Raw genomic sequence first — 19,558 nt, 5'->3', positions numbered from 1 at the left:
CTTAAGTTATCGGATTTTTAAGAGTTCCTTTTCCAGCGTCTCGAAGTCATAGTCGTGCTGCTTGAACTGATTAAAGGCATTGTTCGAAACGGACTTGGGCAGTGTGCGGGAAGTTTTGCCGCGCAGGAATTTCTCATCCTCCTTGGCAATATCGGAAAGATGATGGACACCCGCATCGTTCCAGCTCTTTAGAATAGTATCGGCATATTCGAAACGATGTTTATCCGTTCCCATAACAGTACGCTCACAGGCAACGCGAATCACATCCATTTCAAAGCCAAGCTCCTTCGTCCAGCGCCGGATGTAATCCGCTTCTTTGGAAGTGGGAGAGGTATTCTTACCCAAAGAATTCATAATGTCGTAAACGGATTTATCATATTTGTAAGCATACTTTTCCGCATCCTTTGGATTGGTAATTCCTGACTGTGCCCAACTGACAGCCACTTTTTCTATGTAACGGAAGTCCTTCTTCCCGCGTTCTACGCAATACTGAACCAGGTAATCGATTAAGTCCACGGAGAAAGCGAGCTTATCCGAAATAAAAAATATAGTTCTCACTTCGGAGGGAGATAAGGTCTTTCCTATGTATTGTTCCACGATAAATAATAATTGCGAGGTTTCTTCTTTCGATTTAAACTCTTTTAACTGGTCTAAGGAATAGGACGGCTTTTCATATGGTTCTTCGTCCGTTTGCTTATCTTCCGGAGCGGAGGCCGGCTCTGAAGCGGTTTCTATAGGGGGAGAAACGGACTCCTTGGCAACCCGCGCCGTTACCGGAGCAGCAGGCATAGAACGTCCGTTTATCTGGCGGCTCAAATCAAGAAGATGAATGCCGATCAAATTTTTGGATTCGTCGTATTCTAAGGAAAGAAGATGATTCTTCTCCCAATATTTGAGCGCACGCATCACGTCTTTTTCCGTATGGTTAAATTTGTCCGCAATATCGGACAGACTGAAAGACAGATTGGCATTCATCATGCGGATAAGATAAATGTATATTTTAAGCTGTGCATCGTTAGCATCCGTCATATATTCGTCAATAAAAATATTGGATACAGCCGTTGCATCCACATAGTTGTCCTTATAAATTGTTAAACGCCCCATTTATCTCACCCATTTTCATTATATGTTACTGTTCACTCAGTTCTCAGCAACGCATGATTTCTGCAATGCAGAATTTCTGCATGTAAATTCGCTCTGCGAAGCCGGAAATCATCCCTTGAATCACGTTCTTACGCAGCTTAACAGTAAATGTTAAGCTGCTGTGTGAATAGTAACCATTATATTACTATACTCATTTCAAAGCAAGTTGAATTATAACATAACCCTTCTCAAAAATAAATAGTCAATTTGCCAGAAAACGCCGTAAATACGCCATTTTCCAGAAATGTGGACGATGTGGATAATGTGGATAATTATAGTTCAAAAAAGGATATACGATGGATAAGGATATGTAAAGTTCATGTAAAAATCAGGGGTTACGGGGGGTACTTTCCCAAAGGGTCAAAAAGCTGAAATATCCACAAATTTTAAAAAGCATAGGGCCCTTAAAATTGTGGATATTGTGGATAGCTATTTTTTTAGAAGATTTTCTCCCACTTTTACGATATCCCCAGCCCCCATAGTTATCAACAAGTCATTTTTAACACAGCTCTCTGATAAAAAATTCTCAATTTCTTCAAAAGAAGAAAGATAGAAGCATTCAGCTCCCAGCTTATTTATTTCCGACTGAAGATTGGCCGAGCTGATACCGAGATTATCCGTCTCCCTGGCCGCATATATATCGGAAAGGACTACCTTGTCTGCCAGAGAGAGTGCGGCTGCAAATTCTTTTAAGAAGGATTTCGTCCGCGTATATGTGTGAGGCTGGAAAACACACCACAATGTATTGTGAGGATAATTTTGGGCAGCCTTCAAGGTCGCAGTAATTTCCGTAGGGTGATGAGCATAATCATCGATGATGGTAACGCCGTCTTTTTTGCCCTTATATTCAAAACGCCTGTCGGTGCCCGAAAAGTGCAGAAGAGCCTTTTTCACAGTCTCGCTGCCGATGCCGAGGACATCGGCGAGGGCGATGGCAGCCATGGCATTATGCACATTATGTTCCCCGGGAACCATAAGGGAAAAGGCTTCGGATAAACCGTTTCTCCGGTTCAGCATAAAGGATGCATGGGCCAGCTCGTCAAAATGCAGATTGGTATAGCTGTAATCACAATCGGGAGTGGAGCCGCAGGTAACGACCTGACAAAGCAGCCCTTCCGTGATTTCTTCGTAATTATCTATGTCTCCGTTAATGATAAGAGTCCCATCCGCTGGCAGAAGCTTGGCAAATTTATGGAATGAAGTGCGTATATCGTGAATATCTTTAAAGAAGTCGAGATGATCTTCTTCTATATTAAGTATAATTCCGATCTTCGGAAAAAAGCTTAAGAAGCTATTGGTGTATTCACATGCCTCCGTTACGAAGTATTCGGACTTGCCTACCCGGATATTGCCTCCTATGGTCTTGAAGATGCCGCCGATGGAAAGCGTAGGGTCACAGTCATTCTCGAGGAGAATCTCCGATATCATGGAAGTGGTGGTAGTCTTGCCATGGGTGCCGCTGACGGCGATGGGAAGCTTGTAATTTTTCATCATCTGACCGAGGAGCTCGGCTCTTGACAGATGGGGAATACCCATTTCCTTCATGGTGACGAACTCGGGATTATCGGGATGGATGGCACTGGTGTACACGATGAGGTCGATATCGGAGGTCAGATTCTCTGCCCTTTGTCCGTAATGGACAACCGCCCCCTTCTCCTTCAAGGCTTCGGTCAAAGGAGACTGCCTCATATCCGAGCCGGACACTTTGAAATCCTCCGTCAGAAGAATCTCAGCGAGACCGCTCATGCTGATGCCTCCGATGCCGATGAAGTATATGTGAATAGGGTGTTGAAAATCAATGTTATACATAACCGCACTTCCTGTTCTTTTTTTGCTTATACTGTACTGCCCGGGGTGACAACATGTTTTTTCCTTCGGACGATACGCATACTATATTATACTCACATAGCCGGAAAAAACCAATAGCAATTTGAGTCGGAAATTGTCATAGAAGGAAACAAGCCCCGTAATACGGCACATTTTGACTAAAAGTGACTGCATAGTACGCAGAAAATTCCAAAAAGATATAAAAAATATACAAATAATTTTCTTTAAAGATAAAAATATTGTAAAAAATTTACATAAAAAATGCCGTAAATCGAAAAGTATTTTGTAAAAAATATTCACTTTCTTAGTATAATATGGTATAATCTAAAACACAATATAGTAATTACTTAAGTGTGACTAACAGGTAAGACTAATAAGAGGTGATGACATGATTAAAAAAGAAATGATTGCCATGTTGTTAGCTGGGGGACAAGGAAGCCGTCTGGGCGTTTTGACATCGAAGGTGGCAAAACCGGCGGTAGCCTTCGGGGGAAAATATAGAATTATTGATTTCCCTCTCAGCAATTGTATTAACTCCGGTGTGGATACGGTGGGAGTATTGACCCAGTATCAGCCTCTTAGGCTGAATACGCACATAGGAATAGGTATTCCGTGGGACCTTGACAGGAATATCGGCGGTGTGACGGTTCTTCCGCCTTATGAAAAGAGCGCCAACAGCGAGTGGTACACAGGAACGGCCAACGCTATTTATCAGAATATCGATTATATCGATAGCTATAATCCCGACTATGTGCTGATACTTTCCGGAGACCATATTTATAAGATGGATTACGAGGTAATGTTAGACTTCCATAAGGAGAACAACGCCGAGGTAACGATTGCGGTCATGCCGGTGCCCCTGGAGGAAGCGAAGCGGTTCGGTATCATGATTACCGACGACAAGAAACAGATAACGGATTTTGAGGAAAAACCCGAACATCCGCGAAGTAATCTGGCTTCTATGGGGATTTACATATTTAGCTGGAAGGTTCTGAAGGACTCCCTGATTATGAATTCGGAACAGCCGGCGCTGGATTTTGGCAAGCATATCATTCCATATTGCCATAAGAAGGGTTCGCCGCTGTACGCATATGAATTTAACGGTTATTGGAAGGATGTAGGAACGCTTAGCTCTTACTGGGAAGCCAATATGGAGCTCATTAACATCGTTCCTGAGTTCAACCTGTATGAAGAATATTGGAAAATATATACGAGAAGCACTATATTGCCTCCTCAGTATATATCCTCCGAGAGTGTAATTGAGAAGAGCATCATCGGAGAAGGCTCGGATATTCACGGGGAGATTTACAATTCGGTAATCGGCTGCGGTGTTACTATCGAGAAGGGTACTGTGGTGAGGGATTCCATCATCATGAACGAGACCCATATCGGTTCGAACTGTGAACTGAACAAAGCAATTATCGCGGAGAATGCAGATATCGGGAATAATGTAAAGATGGGAATCGGCGATGAGGTGGCTAACGAGACGGATCCGCACATCTACAATGAAGGAATGGTTACGGTGGGGGAGAAGAGCGTAATTCCTGAAGGCGTGACGATAGGAAAGAATACCGTAATCTTTGGATCCACGACGCTGGAGGACTACGAACAAGCAAATCTTTTAAGCGGCAGAACATTGATAAAGGCGGGTGAAGAACATTGAGAGCGATTGGTATTATTTTAGCAGGCGGCAACAATCACAGAATGAAAGAGCTATCCCAGAAGCGCGCAGTATGCGCGATGCCCATTGCGGGAAGCTACCGAAGCATCGACTTTGCTCTTAGCAATATGTCCAATTCGCATATTCAGAAGGTTGCGGTATTTACGCAGTACAATGCCAGAAGCCTGAACGAGCACTTAAGTTCTTCCAAATGGTGGGATTTCGGACGTAAGCAGGGAGGATTATTCGTTTTTACGCCGGCGGTTACGGCAGAGAGCAACTTTTGGTACAGGGGAACGGCGGACGCTATTGCCCAGAACCTCACCTTTTTAAAGAACAGTCATGAGCCGTATGTAGTAATTGCTTCCGGTGACGGAATCTATAAGATAGATTATAACAAGGTGCTGGAATATCATATCGACAAGAAGGCGGATATTACGGTTGTATGCAAGGACATGCCGGTAGATATGGATGCGGGAAGGTACGGCGTCATTAAGATGAATGAAGAGAGCCGTATCGAGGAATTTGAAGAGAAGCCTATAGTTGCCAGATCCAATACCGTTTCCTGTGGTATTTATATAGTAAGAAGGCGCCAGCTCATTGAGATGATAGAAAAGGGCATGGAGGAAGACCGATATGATTTTGTAAAAGATATTCTCATCCGTTATAAGAATATGAAGAGGATATACGGCTACAAGATCAAGTCTTACTGGAGTAATATAGCGACAGTTCAGGACTACTTCGACACGAATATGGATTTTCTGAAGCCTGAGATCAGAGACTATTTCTTCAGGCAGTATCCTGACGTATATTCCAAGGTGGATGATTTGCCGCCTGCGAAATATAATGTGGGAGCAAATGTAAAAAACAGCTTGATTTCCAGCGGAAGCATCGTAAATGGTACGGTGGAGGATTCCGTTATCTTTAAAAAGACATACATTGGAAATAATTGTTACATAAAGAATTCCATTATTCTGAACGATGTTTATATCGGGGACAACACCCATATCGAAAACTGCATAGTGGAGAGTAGGAATACCATCAGGGCCAATTCCTACCATAAGGGCGAGGAAGGTATTAAAGTTGTGATAGAGCATAATGACAGGTATGTCATATAGCGATAAACCTATGATTAGCCAAGGGGGACAAACGACATGGATATTACAGACGTAAGAGTGCGTAAGATCACGAAGGAAGGAAAGATGAAGGCAATTGTATCGATTACCTTGGACGAAGAGTTCGTAGTTCATGATATCAAGGTAATTGAAGGCGAGAAGGGACTTTTTATAGCAATGCCGAGTAAAAAAGCGACGGATGGAGAATACAGGGATATCGCCCATCCAATCAATTCGAGCACAAGGGAGCGGATTCAGGCGACGATACTGGAGAGCTATGAAAAGGCACTTTTAGAGCCGGATGAAGAAGAATAGGATAAAAACAGAAATAAAAACGAAGAAAAACATGCGAAGAAACGGGAATGCTCTAAATGGGCATTCCCGTTTCTTATTTCGACTATCAGAAAACACTTTGTTGAAATGTAGAAGGTTTAAGGTTAAAATGATGTGTAAGCGTTAACGGACAATAGTAGAAATAAGGTTGAATAAAAATGCGTATTCAACTATTGATTTGAGTGCGCGCCGCAACGCGCAGATGGGTATAAAGATGTATATTATTGCTGGCCTGGGAAATCCGGGAAAAGAATATGAAAATACAAGGCATAATGTGGGTTTCGATGTGATAGATGCCCTTGCGGACAAATATAATATTAGTGTAGCTGAATTGAAGCACAGGTCGATGATTGGAAAGGGCTATGTGGGAGGTCAGAAGGTAGTTTTAGTAAAGCCCCTTACATTCATGAACCTAAGCGGAGAAAGCATCCGCCCTGTCATCGATTATTATAAGGCGGAAGCGGAGAGCGATTTGATTGTCATTTCGGATGACATCAGTCTGGAACCGGGGCAGATACGCGTCAGAAAGAAAGGCAGCGCCGGAGGGCATAATGGATTGAAGAACATTATAAAGCAGTTGGGACACGATAATTTTCAGCGGATACGCATAGGCGTGGGAGAGAAGCCGAAAAACTATGACCTTGCTGACTGGGTGTTGGGACACTTCAATAAAGAGGAAAAGGCGGCCGTGGATGAGGCGCTGGACAAGGCGGTAAAAGCGTTGGAAATTATGCTGACGGATGGAACTGATACCGCTATGAATGAATTCAACCGCAAAGTATCGTTATAAATGTATCGGCGATTGCTGCAAGGAATTATAAAACAACCAGGAGAGGAATATTTAGATGAGGACATTTACCGCACCCTTGTACGAGCTGGGTGAATTCGAAGAAATTACAAAGCTCCTTAGTAAGCCGCAGGCAGCTGTGTCGCTGATAGGATGTGTGGATTCGCAGAAACTTCATATGGCGTATGGGCTAAGCGAGGGCTTTAAATATAAGATCATTGTTACCTATAACGACCTGAGGGCGAAGGCGATATATGAGGATTGCAAATTATATGACAAGAATGTCACAATGTATCCGGCAAAGGATCTGATTTTTTATCAGGCGGATATTCACGGAAACCAGATCGTTACAGAAAGAATAAAGGCACTTAGAAGAGTGATCGAAGGAAGGCCGCTTACGGTGGTGACTACCTTCGACAGCTTTATGACGCCTCAAGTGCCCCTGTCCGTTTTGGAGAAAAATGTAATCCGTATAGACTGCCAGGCCTCTGTAAATGAAAGAGAGCTCGCCGGGAAGCTTGTGGAAATGGGATATGAGAAGAATTATCAGGTGGAGGCGCCGGGACAGTTCTCCATTCGCGGCGGCATTGTAGATATTTTTGATTTGACGGAAGAGAATCCTTACCGAATCGAACTATGGGGAGAAGAAGTGGAATCTATCCGAAGCTTCGACATTTTAAGCCAGCGTTCCATTGAAAAGCTGCAGTCTATCTGCATTTATCCGGCTACGGAAATGGTTCTTACCGCCGAGGAAATGAAAAAAGGAATAGAGCGGATAGAAGCGGAGGCTAAAAAATGCGGTGACAGATTCCGAAAGGAGTTTAAAACCGAGGAAGCACATCGCATTACTTCTCAGATTAAAGAACTGAAGGAGCAGATTCTTGAATTTAAGGAAGCTGCAAATCTGGAAAGCTACATACGCTATTTCTATCCGGAAACGGTTTCTTTTATGGAGCTCTTCGATAAGGATAAGAGCTGCATTTTCATCGATGAGCCAGCACGGGTAAAGGAGCATGCGGATGCGGTAGAGCTGGAATTCAGGGAAAGTATGATGCACCGGATGGAAAAGGGGTACGCTTTGCCCGGCCAGGCAGATATCCTGTTCGGCTCGGAAGAAGTGGCGGCCAGAATGGCGAAGAACAGGGCGGTGACCTTGGCGGCGATGGATTTGAAGAATTCTCTCTTCAAAGCGGATAAGAAATTCGATATCGGAGCTAAAAGCGTCGCTTCCTATAATAACAGCTTCGAAGCCTTGCTTAAGGACTTGAAGCGCTATAAAAAGAGCGGATACCGGGTTCTTCTTTTATCTGGTTCACGAACAAGAGCGAAGCGTCTGGCGGAGGACTTAAGAAACGAGGAGCTGACCAGCTTTTACAGCGATGATTCTTTCCGGGAAATACAGCCCGGAGAAGTAATGACTTTTTACGGCCGCGCACAGAAGGGCTTCGAATATCCTCTGATAAAGTTCGTCGTTATTTCGGAGAGCGATATTTTTGGTGCGGAAAAGAAGAAAAAGCGGAAGGTCAAAAAATATGAAGGCCAGAAAATCAACGGCTTCAATGACCTTAAGGTGGGTGATTACGTAGTTCATGAAAATCACGGACTTGGCATTTATAAGGGAATCGAAAAGGTCGAAGTAGAAAAAGTAGTCAAAGACTATATCAAAATAGAATACAGGGACGGCGGTAATCTCTATATACTCGCCACCGGTCTTGACGTAATCCAGAAATACGCCTCGGCGGATGCCAAAAGGCCGAAACTCAATAAGCTGGGTACGCAGGAATGGAGCCGGACGAAGAGCAAGGTAAAAGGGGCGGTAAACGAAGTGGCAAAAGACCTTGTGGAGCTGTATGCGGTAAGGCAGCAGAAAGAAGGCTTTATTTACGGGAAAGATACGGTATGGCAGCAGGAGTTTGAAGAGATGTTTCCGTATGAGGAGACGGAGGATCAGATGACAGCCATCGCAGCCACAAAGAAGGATATGGAAAGCACGAAGATCATGGATCGCCTTATTTGCGGCGACGTCGGCTACGGCAAGACGGAAATTGCCATTCGTGCGGCATTCAAAGCGGTTCAGGAAGGTAAGCAGGTCGTATACCTGGTGCCTACCACCATTTTGGCGCAGCAGCATTACAACACGTTTGTACAGAGAATGAAGGACTTTCCGGTGCGCGTGGATCTGCTTTCCCGTTTTCGGACATCGACGGAGCAGAAGAAAACGGCAGAGGATTTGCGAAAAGGTCTTGTGGATATTGTTATCGGCACCCACCGGGTGCTTTCTAAAGATGTTGTTTTCAAGGATCTGGGTCTTCTCATCATCGATGAGGAACAGCGTTTTGGCGTGGCCCATAAAGAAAAAATAAAAAAGATGAAGGAAAATGTGGATGTGCTCACCCTTACGGCAACGCCCATACCGAGAACCCTTCATATGAGCCTTATCGGTATCCGTGATATGAGCGTGCTGGAAGAAGCGCCGGAGGATCGCCTTCCGATTCAGACCTATGTCTTGGAATATAACGAGGAAATGGTAAGAGAAGCAATCGTCAGGGAGCTTTCCAGAGACGGTCAGGTTTATTATGTCTATAATCGGGTGAATAATATTGCTGATGTTGCTTCGGGTATCGCCGAACTCGTGCCGGAGGCGAACGTTGCTTTCGCTCACGGGCAGATGAAAGAGCACGAGCTGGAAAAGATTATGTATGACTTTATTGGAGGGGAAATCGACGTATTGGTTTCGACGACCATCATAGAGACCGGTCTGGACATCTCCAATGTAAATACGATGATTATACACGACTCCGACAATATGGGGCTTTCCCAGCTTTATCAGCTCAGAGGCCGGGTAGGCCGTTCTAACCGTACCGCCTATGCATTTTTGATGTATAAGCGGGATAAGATGCTGAAGGAAATTGCCGAAAAACGTCTGGCTGCCATTAAAGAATTTACAGATTTGGGCAGCGGCTTTAAGATAGCCATGAGAGATTTGGAAATCCGCGGTGCGGGCAATCTGCTTGGCTCGAAGCAGCATGGACATATGCAGGCGGTAGGATATGATTTGTATTGCAAAATGCTGAATGAGGCGGTAAAGAACCTGAAAGGAATGAAAACGCAGGAGGATTTCAATACTTCCGTAGATTTGGATGTGGATGCATTTATTCCGCCGTCTTATATCGTGAATGAGTTCCAGAAGCTGGATATCTATAAGCGGATTGCTGGTATCGACAACAGGGGAGAAAGTGATGATATGAAGGAGGAATTGTTGGATCGTTTCGGAGAAATTCCGAAATCTGTGGATAACCTCCTTAGAATCGCCCTTGTGCGTGTAAATGCCCATAAGCTTTACATGCCGGAGGTACGGGGACAGAATGGAGAGATACGCTTTTTACTGAACGCTGATGCGAAAATTAAGGCGGAGAATATCCCCGCCCTTTTAAAAAAATATTCTAAGCTTACTTTTAACGCCAAAGGAGTTCCGTTCTTCCTCTTCCGTTACAAGAAATGCGCAGTGGTAGAGAAGGATGCAGAAAACCTGCTTACGCTGACTGAGGAGCTTCTCGCGGATATGAACGAAATTTTGCTTGAGGAAAGTACCGTTTTGGATTAAGATTTTTCTATTACAATGTATGTGACATACTCATCACCCAGATGATATCCAAGCCTCTCTGCCAGCGTTACGGACTCTTTGTTCATAGCATCCCAGCTTGGATAAAGCCCTTTCTCCAGGCATTCCAAGATCAGACGGGAAGCGCAGATGAAAGCGAGACCCTTTCTGCGGTATTCGGGGAGCGTATCCACCTCAATTTCGATACCCTTATCATAGACGGTATAGGAGGAGGCTCCGGAAACGATGGTGTCTTCGCACATAACGACAAATCCCAGACCATGTCTTTCATAGGCTTTATAGCTGCTGAATACAGAACATAAGTCACGAAGCTGATCCAGCTTCAGGAGGCGGCGGTAGATTGCTTCATCAATCCGGTGAAGAGAATATCCGTCGGGAAGATCTGCAATATTGCCGGAAAGTGTTTCTTTATGAAATGCTTCCGGTTCTTTTTTTATGGAATAACGCATAAAGCGCTCAAAACTTTCTGGATAAGTTTCTTCGATAAGGACTCCCCAGCCCGGGCTTTCAGGAATGAGGAGCAGAAGGCCCGAAGGCGAATCCACATGGATATTAGCTGCCAGCTCACGGTCAGGGGCACCTGCAAAAAAGCAGAAATCGCCCACGACGATTTGGGCGCTGGAAGGATGCTCCAGGTCATCGGTCCATGCTCTCCCCATGTACCCTTGAAGGCAGGACCAAATAATGGTGTGAGAGGCGTTTTGAAAAAGCGGTGCGATTTTAGACATATCCTTACTCGATACTTCGTACATGTACATCCTCCTTTTATATTACACGGCGATTTTCTGTTTCCATATGAATGATTTGGTAAAAAGTGTAACAAAGAACGAAGTTCAGTGCAAGTGTAATTATGCTAAAATAAAAATAGATTGATCAGAAAATGTTACTGTTCACACAGTAGCTTAACACTTGCTGTTAAGCTACGTAAGAACGTGATGCAAGAGATGATTTCTGCTTCGCGAAGCGAATTTAAATGCAGAAATCATGCGTTACTGAGAACGGAGTGAACAGTAACCAGAAAATGAACCTTTTTCATAAAAGAGTACTCTCATAGTCAGATACGTATCGGAAGGAAGAGGAAGGAGTCCAAGGTCGTGGAAGAATTAAAACTGGTGCAGCAGCTAAAAGGCGGAGATAAGGCGGCCTTTGACGCGCTGTATGAAAAATATAAAAATATACTTTTGCGCATGGCATATCTGGTGAGCGGCAATAGGAATGATGCCGAGGACATCGTACAGGAGACGTTTGTAAAATGCTATCTGCATATCGGTGAATTAAAAAAGGACGAGGGTTTTCGGCCTTGGCTTTTTCAAATATTGTACCGAACGGCATATAGACAGACCAAGAAACGCGGCAGGGAAATTCCTGACGAAGATATCGGCATGCAGGCGGAGGCCACGGACGGAGTCACCTCTCTGGATAAGCTTGTGAGAAACGAGACGGAAAAAATGATAAGCGATGCGGTACAGAGCTTAGACATCAAACATCGGACAGTAATTGTTCTGTATTATTACAACGAGCTGTCCGCAGGAGAGATTGCAAAGGTGCTGGGATGCACGCAGGGAACCGTAAAATCCAGACTGCACAATGCGAGAAAAAAGCTAAAAGGAGTATTGAAAGAGCAGGAGGAAGGAGGCAAAGAGTATGAAAAGCAAAAAGGATTGTATGATTCATAAAGATTGGGATGAAAAGGATGAAATATTGAAGGAAACCCTTTATGAAATGAGCGGACGGATAAGTGCCTCCGAAAGCTTGAAGCGGCAAATCGACAGCCGGCTTTTTAAAGAAGAGAAAGGAAGGACTATTTCTATGAAGAGGTTCAGTATGAAGAAGATGGCAATAGGAGTGGCGGCAGCATGTCTTGTGTTGGGAACGGCATCGATTGCAGGAAGCGGAATAAAATCTTATGTGAGTCATGGCTCTGCAATACCGGATTATACGAAGTTTGAGGATTTGGGAAAGGCGGAAGAGAAAGCAGGCTACCGGATAGATGCGGTGGAGGTCTTTGAAAACGGCTACAAAATGAAGAGCATAGATATATCTGATGTTTCGCTACAAAATGAGGCGGGACAAAAAGAGCAAGAGCAAAAGGAAATTTATATCTATTATGAAAAACCGGGAGCTGAAAGGATTTGGCTTTCCGCATGTAAGCTATTTGCCGGCGAAGCCCCAGAAACGGCATTTAATATTTCTGCGGCTGATAAAACGATGCAGTACGGCGATGTTATCATGATTTTTAACAAGACTACGTACAAATTTGTTCCCCCCGATTATGAACTGACTGATGAGGACCAAAAGGCGTTGGAAAGCGGCGCTGTGGAGATTTCTTATGGTACTTCCGATGTGGAAATAAAGGAAGCTTATTCTGTAGGATGGGTGAAGGACGGAATCGTGTATAATCTGGGTGGCTTCGACCTTGCTCTTGCTGCGGACGAGATGCTTGGCATGGCAGGAGAGATAATCGAAAGCGGAGTAAAATATTAACCGGAAGAAGCTTTTAACAGAAGGCAGATGAGCGTTTATGCAGCTCATCTGTCTTTTTGTGCGTGTTACTTAAAAAAGACTGACAAAGCAGCGAAAAACAGTTATTCTAATATCGAACCGGTTTACAAATATAATAGGAGGCGGGATTGTGAAGGTGGAAATAAAACTATCTGCGGATATAAAAGAACCTTATGCAGTAATTTATGCAAATGCAGTAACGGAAGAAGTACAGCGCGCTGCGGAAGCCTTTGAAGCGAAGGGGAACGTGATCACTGCAAAAGAAAATGAGAAAATCGTTGTTTTGGATGGGTCCGAAATTTATATGGTACGTGCGGAAAACAAGGAGGTTTTCCTGTACGGCCAAGATAAGAAATATCTGTCCAAAAAAAAGCTTTATGAGTTGGAAAATATACTGGGAGAAAATTTTATGAGGATTTCCAAGACTACCATTGTGAATCTGAAGAAAATTGACAGCGTGGAGCCGGCTTTTAATGCCATGATGTATCTTGTGATGAAGAACGGCTGTAAGGACTATATTACCAGAGCTTATCTTATGGAATTCAAGAAATACCTCGGACTTTGAAACGGCTGTGGAAAGTATGAGCAGCCTGAATGAATGGATGTTAGCAATCCAATATGCAAAATGTGAAAATTCAAATTAGAAAGTGAGGAAAAATTATGTTTAGAAAAATATTTAAATTGATATGTGTCGGTATCTCCTGGGGATGTACCATTTCTTGCCTGATTTCGATGGCGGGTTATACCATGATGGGAAATGAGTGGTTTTTGTCTTCACCCAGAGGCTTTAATGCGCAGGTAGCGGCTGCGATAATCGTAGGAATGGGCTGGAGCCTTCCAACTGTGGTGTACGATAATGAAAAGCTATCCAAAGTGCAGCAGCTCTTGATCCATGCAGCGATAGGTTTTATCGTGTATATCCCGATAGCTTTTTATATGCAGTGGATACCATTGGGAAATATTTCTCTTATGCTTGCAAGCATCCTGATAGCGATAATCAGCGCGTTTATCGTTTGGCTCTGCTTCTATTTCTACTACAAATGGGAGGCCAGTGAAATCAACCGGGAAATTAAGGAAAAAGGCCTATAAGAATTAGAATAACGTGAAGGGGAGACAGTAAAGGTCTCTCCTTTACTGTCTCTCCTGTATTTGTATGAAAATAGCTACTCGCTTCTTGTACTTTACACCGTCAATATGCTATACTACTAAAGTAAATTTCTATAGATTGATTTCAGTATATTAAGAGCAGCGGAGAATGGTAAGATGAACGATATGGATTTTTCCAATTGGGGGCGTGATATTGGAGAAAAAATTGATAAATTCGTAAAATCCAAGGAAGTTATGGAATTGCAGGAAAATATTAGAGCGACGGTAGAGAACACGGTGAAGGAAGTGAACCGCTCGGTAAAGGAAGCTGCTGATAACGCGAACAAGAATGTGGAGCAGCATCGGAGCAAAACATATCAGGGCGTGTCACCAAAAGAGAATTATCAGGATACCTATCGCCCGGGACAGTACGTGAAAAATGCACAGCCTATGAAGGAATATCGAAATAAACGACAGCTTCCGGTAAGGAGAAGCCCTCAGGGAAGCGTATCCGGCGTGTTGCTTACCGTATTCGGAAGTCTTGGCGCGGTGCTTTCCTGGAGCTATGCGCTGGCACTATATTCACTGTCCTTCGTCGTAGTTAATCTGTTCGGAATAGGAGTCCTGTCCATAGAAATACCGTTGGTGTTAGGTGGTATCTGCACAGTGGCTGCTGCATCGGGAGGATTTTTAAGACGCAGAGCAAGGCGGTTTAAGAAATATGTAAGAGCCATGGGAGCGAAGGATTTTCATTCCATAGAGAGCCTTGCCAAGGCCGTAGGAAAAAAGGACAAGTTCGTTATTAAGGACTTAAAGCGCATGATAAGGCGCCGATGGTTTCGCGAAGGGCATCTGGACCGGCAGGAGACATGCTTTATGCTGACGGATGAATCTTATAAGATGTATCAGGATGCGCAGAAGGAACTGGAACGCCGCAAGGAAGAAGAGGAGCGCCTCGCCAGGGAGAAGGAGCTGCTGGAGCAGGACCCGGTGAGAAAGCAGCTTATGATTATTGTGGAAGAAGGAAAAGAATATATACGCCGTATCAAGGCGGCTAACGATAGCATGCCGGAGGAGGAGATTTCCGGCAAACTTTTACGCCTGGAGCGAATTTGCACCCGCATCTTCGAGCATGTGGAGGAGAATCCTGAGAAACTGTCCGACATACGCAGGTTCATGAACTATTATATGCCGACTACGCTTAAGCTGGTGGAAGCATATCAGGAATTCAGTGTGCAGCCGGTTCAGGGAGAAAACATTACCACGGCTAAAAAAGAAATCGAAGAAATGCTGGACGATATAAACGGAGCTTTTGAAAAGATGTTTGACAAGCTTTTTGAAGATGATGCAATGGATATTTCCACGGATATTTCCGTATTATCCACTATGCTTGCACAAGAAGGCCTTCTAAAGGATGAATTTAAAAAAGAGAATGAGGGAGAATAAAGGAGCGGATTATGGCAATGGAAGAAAACAGAAATGAGGTACCGGTTTTAACATTCAGCCCGTTTGAGGAGATGGCAAAGGAGCCGGAGGCACCGGCGGTGGTTCTGTCCTCCGGCGCGGGGAAGCCGGAACAGATCGAGGTTTTGGATGAGAGTACATTTACCCCCGAGGAGCGCAGGATGGTGGATGACTTCGCTTCCAAGATCGATTTGAACAATTCTACTATAATTTTACAGTATGGAGCGGGTGCTCAGAAGAAAATTGCAGATTTTTCCGAGACTGCGCTTTCCAACGTTCGCAGCAAAGATCTGGGAGAAATCGGCGAGCTTTTATCCAGTGTGGTATACGAGCTGAAGAAGTTCGACGAGGAAGAAGAAAAAGGCTTTCTAGGAGTGTTTAAAAAGGGCAGCAATAAAATAGCGTCTATTAAGAGCAAATACGACAAGGCGGAAGTCAATATAGGCAAGATCTGCAGTGTGTTGGAAGATCATCAGATTCAGCTCTTAAAAGATACGGCGATGCTCGATAAGATGTATGATCTGAATAAGAATTATTTTAAAGAGCTTTCCATGTACATTCTCGCGGGCAAGAAGAAGCTTGGCAAGGTAAGACAGGAGGAGCTTCCTGCACTTATGTCGAGAGCGCAGGCGAGCAATCTGCCCGAGGATGCACAAGCGGTGAATGATTTTGTGGCGCAGTGCGATCGTTTCGAGAAGAAGATTCACGATCTGGAGCTGACAAGAATGGTATCTATCCAGATGGCTCCGCAGATCAGGCTGGTACAGAGTAACGATACCATTATGTCGGAAAAGATTCAGTCCACCCTCGTGAATACGATTCCTCTCTGGAAGAGTCAGATGGTGTTAGCGCTTGGCATTACCCATTCTTCCCAGGCGGCTCAGGCACAGCGTGAGGTTACGAATATGACCAACGAGCTGCTTAAGAAAAATGCGGCAGTACTGAAGGTGGCTACGGTAGAAACTGCCAAGGAGGCAGAGAGAAGCATCGTAGATATCGCGACGCTGAAACAGACTAACGAGTCTTTGATTTCTACGTTGGATGAAGTAGTAAGGATTCAGGCGGAAGGACGTCAGAAGAGAAGAGAGGCGGAAGTGGAGCTTGCCCGTATCGAAGGCGAGCTGAAAAACAGGCTGCTGCAGATGCAGGTATAGTACATGATAGAATATATTCCGGCAAAAACAATCATAACTAAAACGAAGAGCAGTGAATGGTTTGGTACGGATTATAACATGAACATATATAAGGGCTGCTGTCACGGCTGTATTTATTGTGACAGCAGGTCGGAGTGCTACCATATCGAAGACTTCGACAGGGTGCGCGCCAAGGAAAATGCGTTGCAAATAATCCGTGACGATTTGCGCCGCAAGGTGAAAAAGGGAGTGATAGGCACCGGTGCTATGAGTGATCCTTACAATCCCTTTGAAAAGGAACTGTGTCTGACCAGACATGCTCTGGAGCTCATTCATGCCTTCGAATTCGGGGTGGCTATCGCGACTAAGAGCCCCTTGCTTGCCCGGGATATCGATATTTTGATGGATATAAAAGAGCATTCTCCGGTGCTTTGCAAGGTGACGATAACTACGGCAGATGATGAGCTGGCGGCGAAGCTGGAGCCGGGAGCAGCGGTTTCTTCCAGGCGGTTTGAAGCGCTTTCAAATTTACGGGAGAACGGAATATTTGCCGGCATATTGCTTATGCCGGTTTTGCCATTTCTGGAAGATAACGAAGCAAATATCTTGAATATTGTACATAAGGCGGCGCAGTGTTCTGTTAACTTTATCTATCCGGCCTTCGGTATGACGCTCAGGCAAAACCAGAGAGATTATTATTATGAAAAGCTGAACGAACTGTTTCCTGATGATAATCTTGTAGGAAAGTATAGAAATCAGTATGGGGAATATTACGAGTGCCGGTCACCCCGGTCGTCTCAGCTTTATAAGGTATTTGCAAAGGAATGCGAGAAATATGGCATTCTTTATAAAATGAAGGATATCGTACACGGGTATAAGCGAAATTACGGCGAAAATCAGCTTAACTTTTTAGATATGATATAAACTTCAGATATGACATGAACGTCGTTAATTCTTAATAATTTATGAATAAGTGAACCATTTTTATTTTCACGGCCACTAATTATGTATAATGAATACATATTGCCGTAAAAGGCCGAAGGGGCTGTCCGAGGGGCAGAGTCGTGTTTAAAAATGGAAATACATAAGATGCAGATAGAGGATGCGGTCAGGCCGGAGAAGCGAAAGTGTGCTCTGACGCAGGAAGAAAAAATCCGCAGGAAAAAGCGCAAGAGAAAAAGAAAATTAATTAGAATAGCAGCCATAGGCATGACGATCGCGCTGAGTTTTGCCTTGATTGCAGGTATTATTGCCCTCGTATTCTTCGTATCCGGCAGGACCGGAAGACAATCGCGCATACAGACGGTGCTAAGCGAAGAAATTCAGACTTTGAAGGATGGAAGGAAGGGCAAGTGGCAGGACTTCTATGCCGCCGAATTGGCTATGCCGGCGCTGGATGTGGAGCTGCTTACGATCAACGAGTTTTCCAGACCCGGAATCGCTTTGCCGGAGGTTAAGAATATTTTTATTCATTATACGGCAAATGCAGGTACGACGGCACTGCAGAATCGAAGCTACTTCGAATCTCTTGCCGAGACTCATGAGCGTTCGGCAAGTGCCCATTTTATTATAGGCTGTGACGGAGGCGTGGTACAATGTATTCCCACGGGAGAGATTGCCTATGCGGTAATGAAGCGCAATTACGATTCCGTTTCGATTGAGTGCTGTTATGAAAGGGAAGACGGGCAGTTTACGGACCGGACCTATCAGTCCTTGATAGAGCTGACGGCATGGCTTTTGCACAAGTACGAGCTTGCGCCGGAGGATGTCCTTCGCCACTACGATGAAGGCGGCAAGATATGTCCTAAGTATTATGTGGAAAATGAAGCCGCGTGGGAGCAATTCCTTGCGGATTTGAGCGAATATATGGAGCAGAGGGCAGGTATGTTTATGGATCTGTAAAGAAACCTGCTAAGAAATGAATTTGTCTGGTGTGCTGTCATCGATACAGCGCAATCGGGAGGGTATGGCTATGAAATCTTACAGGAAAGAGCTGCATTTTAATTTTCCTTCAAGGAGAGGACTTCAGAACATTACGGGTGAGGTTCAGAGGGCAATCGAGGAAAGCGGAATTAAGGAAGGCCTTGTGCTGATAAATGCCATGAATATTACAGCCAGCGTGTTCATCAACGACGACGAAAGCGGGCTTCATCACGACTATGAGGTTTGGCTTGAGAAGCTGGCACCGGAGAAGCCTTACAACCAGTATAACCACAACGGTTATGAGGACAATGCGGATGCCCATTTGAAGCGCACGATCATGGGACGCGAGACAGTATGTGCGATTACCGGCGGCAAACTGGATTTCGGCACGTGGGAACAAATCTTTTATTTTGAATTTGATGGAAAGAGGAACAAGAGAGTACTCATTAAAGTGATTGGAGAATAGAGAAAGCGGGAGGAATGTATGGGAAAGGTATATGAAATTCCGGTGCGGACCGGCGCACATACGCAGATGATAGATATCACCGGAGAAGTGAAGAAGCTTGTGGCCGAGAGCGGGATAAAGAGCGGCATATGTATGATTTACGTGCCTCACACTACAGCAGCGGTCACCATTAATGAAAACGCCGACCCGGATGTAGTGCGGGATTTCACTATGGAAATCGACAAGATTGTTCCTTGGGAGGACGGCTATCATCATATGGAGGGGAATTCCGCAGCTCATTTGAAGGCCAGTATGATGGGATTTTCTGAGTCAGTAATCATAGAAAATGGGAATCTTCTTCTGGGCACCTGGCAGGGAATTTATTTCTTGGAATATGACGGGGCGAGAAATAGAAAAGTGTATGTGAAATTAATGGAAGGATAGTATAGACTAATAGAGTAGAGAAATAATTGCTAAGAATTATTTCTCTACTCTATTTTGTAGGGTATTTTTCTATA

18 protein-coding genes are annotated in these 19,558 nt (G+C 44.4%); 15 read left to right on the top strand and 3 right to left on the bottom strand.

Features of this window, described 5'->3' with window-relative positions:
• Window positions 1-6 precede the first annotated feature (6 nt).
• Both CC90_RS0113545 and murC read right to left on the bottom strand, forming a co-directional pair.
• Window positions 7-1,104: a DnaD domain protein gene (locus CC90_RS0113545; RefSeq protein ID WP_031391308.1), complete on the bottom strand. Its 1,098-nt coding sequence runs from the start codon at window positions 1,102-1,104 to the stop codon at window positions 7-9.
• Between the two features lie 468 nt (window positions 1,105-1,572).
• Window positions 1,573-2,952 (bottom strand): UDP-N-acetylmuramate--L-alanine ligase, encoded by a 1,380-nt coding sequence (gene murC, locus CC90_RS0113540; RefSeq protein ID WP_031391307.1) that lies wholly within the window; start codon window positions 2,950-2,952, stop codon window positions 1,573-1,575.
• Window positions 2,953-3,358: 406 nt separating this feature from the next.
• On the opposite strand from murC, the gene CC90_RS0113535 reads away from it, so the two are divergent.
• From CC90_RS0113535 to mfd, 5 genes are all read left to right on the top strand, one after another.
• The gene (locus CC90_RS0113535; RefSeq protein WP_031391306.1) at window positions 3,359-4,633 is read left to right on the top strand and encodes a glucose-1-phosphate adenylyltransferase; all 1,275 of its coding nucleotides are present in this window, start codon (window positions 3,359-3,361) and stop codon (window positions 4,631-4,633) included.
• Complete coding sequence (glgD, locus tag CC90_RS0113530) at window positions 4,630-5,748, top strand: glucose-1-phosphate adenylyltransferase subunit GlgD (protein ID WP_031391305.1); 1,119 nt, start codon at window positions 4,630-4,632, stop codon at window positions 5,746-5,748. Before CC90_RS0113535 ends, glgD begins: the two co-directional genes overlap by 4 nt.
• Window positions 5,749-5,784: 36 nt before the next feature.
• The gene (spoVG, locus tag CC90_RS0113525; RefSeq protein WP_031391304.1) at window positions 5,785-6,060 is read left to right on the top strand and encodes a septation regulator SpoVG; all 276 of its coding nucleotides are present in this window, start codon (window positions 5,785-5,787) and stop codon (window positions 6,058-6,060) included.
• 232 nt (window positions 6,061-6,292) lie between these two features.
• Window positions 6,293-6,868 carry an aminoacyl-tRNA hydrolase gene (pth, locus tag CC90_RS0113520; protein WP_031391303.1) on the top strand — a complete coding sequence of 192 codons (576 nt, stop codon included), beginning with the start codon at window positions 6,293-6,295 and terminating at the stop codon, window positions 6,866-6,868.
• A 55-nt stretch (window positions 6,869-6,923) separates the two neighbouring features.
• Window positions 6,924-10,469, top strand: a complete 3,546-nt coding sequence (mfd, locus tag CC90_RS0113515; RefSeq protein ID WP_031391302.1) for a transcription-repair coupling factor — start codon at window positions 6,924-6,926, stop codon at window positions 10,467-10,469.
• On the opposite strand, the gene CC90_RS0113510 is transcribed toward mfd, so the two are convergent.
• On the bottom strand, window positions 10,466-11,239 hold the full coding sequence (locus CC90_RS0113510; protein WP_051869578.1) for a GNAT family N-acetyltransferase: 774 nt from the start codon (window positions 11,237-11,239) through the stop codon (window positions 10,466-10,468). The genes mfd and CC90_RS0113510 overlap by 4 nt on opposite strands.
• A 342-nt stretch (window positions 11,240-11,581) precedes the next feature.
• On the opposite strand from CC90_RS0113510, the gene CC90_RS0113505 reads away from it, so the two are divergent.
• From CC90_RS0113505 to CC90_RS0113460, 10 genes are all read left to right on the top strand, one after another.
• Entirely contained in the window at window positions 11,582-12,163 is a 582-nt protein-coding gene (locus tag CC90_RS0113505; RefSeq protein WP_031391300.1) for an RNA polymerase sigma factor, read from the top strand.
• Entirely contained in the window at window positions 12,132-12,971 is an 840-nt protein-coding gene (locus CC90_RS0113500; RefSeq protein ID WP_031391299.1) for a hypothetical protein, read from the top strand. Before CC90_RS0113505 ends, CC90_RS0113500 begins: the two co-directional genes overlap by 32 nt.
• 148 nt (window positions 12,972-13,119) lie before the next feature.
• A complete protein-coding gene (locus tag CC90_RS0113495; protein ID WP_031391298.1) occupies window positions 13,120-13,554 on the top strand; it encodes a LytTR family DNA-binding domain-containing protein in 435 nt (144 codons plus the stop codon).
• Window positions 13,555-13,649: 95 nt separating this feature from the next.
• Window positions 13,650-14,078, top strand: a complete 429-nt coding sequence (locus CC90_RS0113490) for a DUF3021 domain-containing protein (RefSeq protein ID WP_051869575.1) — start codon at window positions 13,650-13,652, stop codon at window positions 14,076-14,078.
• Window positions 14,079-14,252: 174 nt separating this feature from the next.
• Entirely contained in the window at window positions 14,253-15,521 is a 1,269-nt protein-coding gene (locus CC90_RS0113485) for a 5-bromo-4-chloroindolyl phosphate hydrolysis family protein (protein ID WP_051869573.1), read from the top strand.
• A gap of 11 nt (window positions 15,522-15,532) precedes the next feature.
• Window positions 15,533-16,693, top strand: coding sequence for a toxic anion resistance protein (locus CC90_RS0113480; protein ID WP_031391295.1), 1,161 nt, complete (start codon window positions 15,533-15,535; stop codon window positions 16,691-16,693).
• 3 nt (window positions 16,694-16,696) lie between these two features.
• Entirely contained in the window at window positions 16,697-17,596 is a 900-nt protein-coding gene (locus CC90_RS0113475) for an SPL family radical SAM protein (RefSeq protein WP_031391294.1), read from the top strand.
• A 150-nt stretch (window positions 17,597-17,746) separates the two neighbouring features.
• Window positions 17,747-18,574, top strand: coding sequence for a peptidoglycan recognition protein family protein (locus tag CC90_RS0113470; RefSeq protein WP_242843307.1), 828 nt, complete (start codon window positions 17,747-17,749; stop codon window positions 18,572-18,574).
• Window positions 18,575-18,644: 70 nt separating this feature from the next.
• Window positions 18,645-19,061, top strand: a complete 417-nt coding sequence (locus CC90_RS0113465; protein ID WP_031391292.1) for a secondary thiamine-phosphate synthase enzyme YjbQ — start codon at window positions 18,645-18,647, stop codon at window positions 19,059-19,061.
• Between the two features lie 18 nt (window positions 19,062-19,079).
• Window positions 19,080-19,484 (top strand): secondary thiamine-phosphate synthase enzyme YjbQ, encoded by a 405-nt coding sequence (locus tag CC90_RS0113460; RefSeq protein WP_031391291.1) that lies wholly within the window; start codon window positions 19,080-19,082, stop codon window positions 19,482-19,484.
• Window positions 19,485-19,558 lie beyond the last annotated feature (74 nt).

It is taken from the genome of Kineothrix alysoides (assembly GCF_000732725.1).
GTDB lineage: Bacteria > Bacillota > Clostridia > Lachnospirales > Lachnospiraceae > Kineothrix > Kineothrix alysoides.
Note: the sequence above shows the minus strand (reverse complement) of the source record. Positions and strands in the feature narration are given on the sequence as shown.

Coding starts and splice junctions, on each gene's coding strand:
- CC90_RS0113545 (WP_031391308.1), bottom strand. CDS start 1,104: ATGGGGCGTTTAACAATTTATAAGGACAACTATGTGGATGCAACGGCT.
- murC (WP_031391307.1), bottom strand. CDS start 2,952: ATGTATAACATTGATTTTCAACACCCTATTCACATATACTTCATCGGC.
- CC90_RS0113535 (WP_031391306.1), top strand. CDS start 3,359: ATGATTAAAAAAGAAATGATTGCCATGTTGTTAGCTGGGGGACAAGGA.
- spoVG (WP_031391304.1), top strand. CDS start 5,785: ATGGATATTACAGACGTAAGAGTGCGTAAGATCACGAAGGAAGGAAAG.
- pth (WP_031391303.1), top strand. CDS start 6,293: ATGTATATTATTGCTGGCCTGGGAAATCCGGGAAAAGAATATGAAAAT.
- mfd (WP_031391302.1), top strand. CDS start 6,924: ATGAGGACATTTACCGCACCCTTGTACGAGCTGGGTGAATTCGAAGAA.
- CC90_RS0113510 (WP_051869578.1), bottom strand. CDS start 11,239: ATGTACGAAGTATCGAGTAAGGATATGTCTAAAATCGCACCGCTTTTT.
- CC90_RS0113500 (WP_031391299.1), top strand. CDS start 12,132: ATGAAAAGCAAAAAGGATTGTATGATTCATAAAGATTGGGATGAAAAG.
- CC90_RS0113490 (WP_051869575.1), top strand. CDS start 13,650: ATGTTTAGAAAAATATTTAAATTGATATGTGTCGGTATCTCCTGGGGA.
- CC90_RS0113485 (WP_051869573.1), top strand. CDS start 14,253: ATGAACGATATGGATTTTTCCAATTGGGGGCGTGATATTGGAGAAAAA.
- CC90_RS0113480 (WP_031391295.1), top strand. CDS start 15,533: ATGGCAATGGAAGAAAACAGAAATGAGGTACCGGTTTTAACATTCAGC.
- CC90_RS0113475 (WP_031391294.1), top strand. CDS start 16,697: ATGATAGAATATATTCCGGCAAAAACAATCATAACTAAAACGAAGAGC.
- CC90_RS0113470 (WP_242843307.1), top strand. CDS start 17,747: ATGGAAATACATAAGATGCAGATAGAGGATGCGGTCAGGCCGGAGAAG.
- CC90_RS0113465 (WP_031391292.1), top strand. CDS start 18,645: ATGAAATCTTACAGGAAAGAGCTGCATTTTAATTTTCCTTCAAGGAGA.
- CC90_RS0113460 (WP_031391291.1), top strand. CDS start 19,080: ATGGGAAAGGTATATGAAATTCCGGTGCGGACCGGCGCACATACGCAG.